The organism is Hydrogenophaga sp. A37, assembly GCF_002001205.1.
Taxonomy (GTDB): domain Bacteria; phylum Pseudomonadota; class Gammaproteobacteria; order Burkholderiales; family Burkholderiaceae_C; genus Hydrogenophaga.
Genome location: NZ_MUNZ01000020.1, coordinates 1 through 2699, shown reverse-complemented (window position 1 = coordinate 2699; position 2699 = coordinate 1). Strand labels below are relative to the sequence as shown.

The 2699-nt window shown below is 67.5% G+C and carries 3 protein-coding genes; all 3 read left to right on the top strand.

All coding sequences use genetic code 11. From position 1 onward, the window contains the following. Nucleotides 1-20: 20 nt before the first annotated feature. The 3 genes from B0E41_RS00140 to B0E41_RS00130 all read left to right on the top strand — a co-directional run bounded on the left by B0E41_RS00140 (nucleotide 21) and on the right by B0E41_RS00130 (nucleotide 2550). Nucleotides 21-464: a MarR family transcriptional regulator gene (locus tag B0E41_RS00140; protein WP_077327366.1), complete on the top strand. Its 444-nt coding sequence runs from the start codon at nucleotides 21-23 to the stop codon at nucleotides 462-464. A gap of 89 nt (nucleotides 465-553) precedes the next feature. Continuing rightward, entirely contained in the window at nucleotides 554-1591 is a 1038-nt protein-coding gene (locus tag B0E41_RS00135) for an aromatic ring-hydroxylating dioxygenase subunit alpha (protein WP_077327363.1), read from the top strand. Continuing rightward, nucleotides 1588-2550 carry a PDR/VanB family oxidoreductase gene (locus B0E41_RS00130; protein ID WP_077327360.1) on the top strand — a complete coding sequence of 321 codons (963 nt, stop codon included), beginning with the start codon at nucleotides 1588-1590 and terminating at the stop codon, nucleotides 2548-2550. The genes B0E41_RS00135 and B0E41_RS00130 overlap by 4 nt, the downstream gene beginning before the upstream one ends. The last annotated feature ends 149 nt before the right edge of the window (nucleotides 2551-2699 follow it).

Below are 2699 nucleotides of genomic sequence, written 5' to 3'. Positions count from 1 at the left end.
AACCCAGCTTCGACGCCTCGCTGCAGACCGAACCCGGCCACCTGATCCGCCGGGCCCACCAGCTGGCCGTCTCGAGTTTTCACGACACCCACGGCCGGCAGGTCACACCCGTGCAATACGCACTGCTGCGCGCGCTGCAGGCCTCGCCCGGCATCGACCAGGTGACCCTGGCCGAGAAGGTGGCACTGGACACCTCCACCACCGCCGACATCGCCACCCGCCTCGAAGCCAAGGGCTGGATCGTGCGCGAGTTGCTGCCCCGCCGCCAGCGCAGCCTGCGCCTGACCACCGAAGGCGAAGCGGTGCTGGCCGACATGCTGCCCCGCGTGGCCCCCATGTACCGCGCGCTGCTCGCGCCCATGGAGCCGGCCGAACAGGCCGAATTCCTGCGCCTGCTGCGCAAGTTCGTGCACCTCAACGAAAACAGCGCGCCACCGTCAGATTCGGGTAAACCCGAGGTCTGACCCCCTGTTGCGCCAGCCGATCTTTCCGTACAATCCGCTTCATTCAGTATGCTGAATGAAGCGGATTGACCACCACAAGGAGACACCCCATGTTCCCCATCAACACCTGGTATGTGGCCTGCACGGCCGACGAGATCGACGAAAAGCCCCTGGGCCGCACCATCTGCAACCACCCCATCGCGTTCTACCGCGCCCAGGGCGGCAAAGTCGCGGCGGTGGAAGACTTCTGCCCGCACCGCGGCGCGCCGCTTTCGCTGGGCCAGGTGTGTGAAGGCAAACTGGTCTGCGGCTACCACGGCCTGGAGATGGGCTGCGACGGCAAGACGGTGTCCATGCCCGGCCAGCGCGTCGGCGGTTTCCCGGCCATTCGCAGTTTTCCGGTGGAAGAGCGTTACGGTTTCGTCTGGGTCTGGCCCGGTGAGAAGGACAAGGCCGACCCGGCGCTGATCCCCCAGATGGAATGGCACAACAACCCCGAGTGGGCCTATGGCGGCGGGCTCTACCACGTGAAGGCCGACTACCGCCTCATGGTCGACAACCTGATGGACCTGACGCACGAGACCTACGTGCACTCCACCAGCATCGGCCAGAAAGAGATCGACGAGACGCCCTGCAAGACCACGGTCAACGGGGACGAAGTGATGACCAGCCGCTTCATGAGCGACATCCCGGCGCCACCGTTCTGGAAGGCCGCGCTGCGCGCCAAGGGCCTGGCCGACGACGTGCCGGTGGACCGCTGGCAGATCTGCCGCTTCACGCCGCCCAGCCACGTGATCATCGAAGTGGGTGTGGCGCACGCCGGCCACGGCGGCTACGACGCGCCGGCCGAACACAAGGTCTACAGCAAGGTGATCGACTTCATCACGCCCGAGACCGACACCTCGATGCACTACTTCTGGGGCATGGCACGCAAGTTCAACCCGGCCGACAAGGCGCTGACCGCGCAGATCCGCGAGGGCCAGGGCAAGATTTTTTCGGAGGACCTGGAGATGCTGGAGCGCCAGCAGCGCAACATCGGCACCCACCCGGGCCGCAAGCTGCTCATGCTCAACATCGACGCGGGCGGCGTGCAGTCGCGCAAGGTGATCGACCGCGTGATCGCGGCCGAGAAGGGAGCGGCTGAATGACCACGCCGATCCGCGTGCGCGTCGCGGCCCGGCGCGTGGAAGCGCTCGACATCTGCAGCCTCGACCTGGTGCCCGTCGACGGCGCCGCCCTGCCCGCCTTCACCGCCGGCGCGCACATCGACGTGCACCTGCCCAACGGACTGGTGCGGCAGTACTCGCTGTGCAACCCACCCGGCGAAACCCACCGCTACCAGATCGCCGTGTTGCGCGATCCGGCCTCGCGGGGTGGCTCGCAGGCCGTGCACGACAGCCTCTCAGAAGGCAGCACGCTCATGATCGGCGCGCCGCGCAACCTGTTTGAGCTGAGCACCACGGCCAGCCGCCACCTGCTGCTGGCCGGCGGCATCGGCATCACGCCCATGCTGGCCATGGCCGAGCGGCTGTCGGACCAGGGCGAGTGTTTCGAGCTGCACCACTGCACGCGTTCGCGAGAGCGCACGCCGTTTCTGGAGCGGGTCGCCGCCTCGGCGTATGCCCGGCACAGCCACCACCACTTCGACGACGGCGATGCGACGCAGAAACTCGACATCGCCACCACGCTGCGGCGCGCACCCGAAGGCACGCACCTCTATGTCTGCGGCCCGACCGGGTTCATGGACGCGGTGCTGGCCGCCGGCCGCGCCGCCGGCTGGCCTGAAGAGCGCCTGCACCGCGAGTACTTCGCGGCGGCACCGGTGGACCACAGCCACGACGGCAGTTTCGAACTGGAGATCGCCAGCAGCGGCCGCGTGATCCCGGTGCGCGCCGACCAGAGCGCGCTCGCCGCCCTGCTTGAGGCGGGGCTGGACATTCCCATGTCGTGCGAACAGGGCGTGTGTGGCACCTGCCTGACCGGCGTGAAGGCCGGCACGCCCGATCACCACGACCAGTACCTCACGCCCGAAGAGCGCGCGGCGAACAACCAGTTCCTGCCCTGCTGTTCGCGCGCCTGCAGCGCACGCCTGGTGCTCGACCTCTGACCTCTGATCAGTCGACCTTCAACCAGGATTTGATGTCGCCCAGATGGGCATTGAGTGCGGCCATGAGGCTGGACTCATAGACCGAGGTGCGGGCGTTGGCCGGGATTGTCGTCGCAAAGCGCGCTTGCTGCGCCTGGCCCGCCTCATCG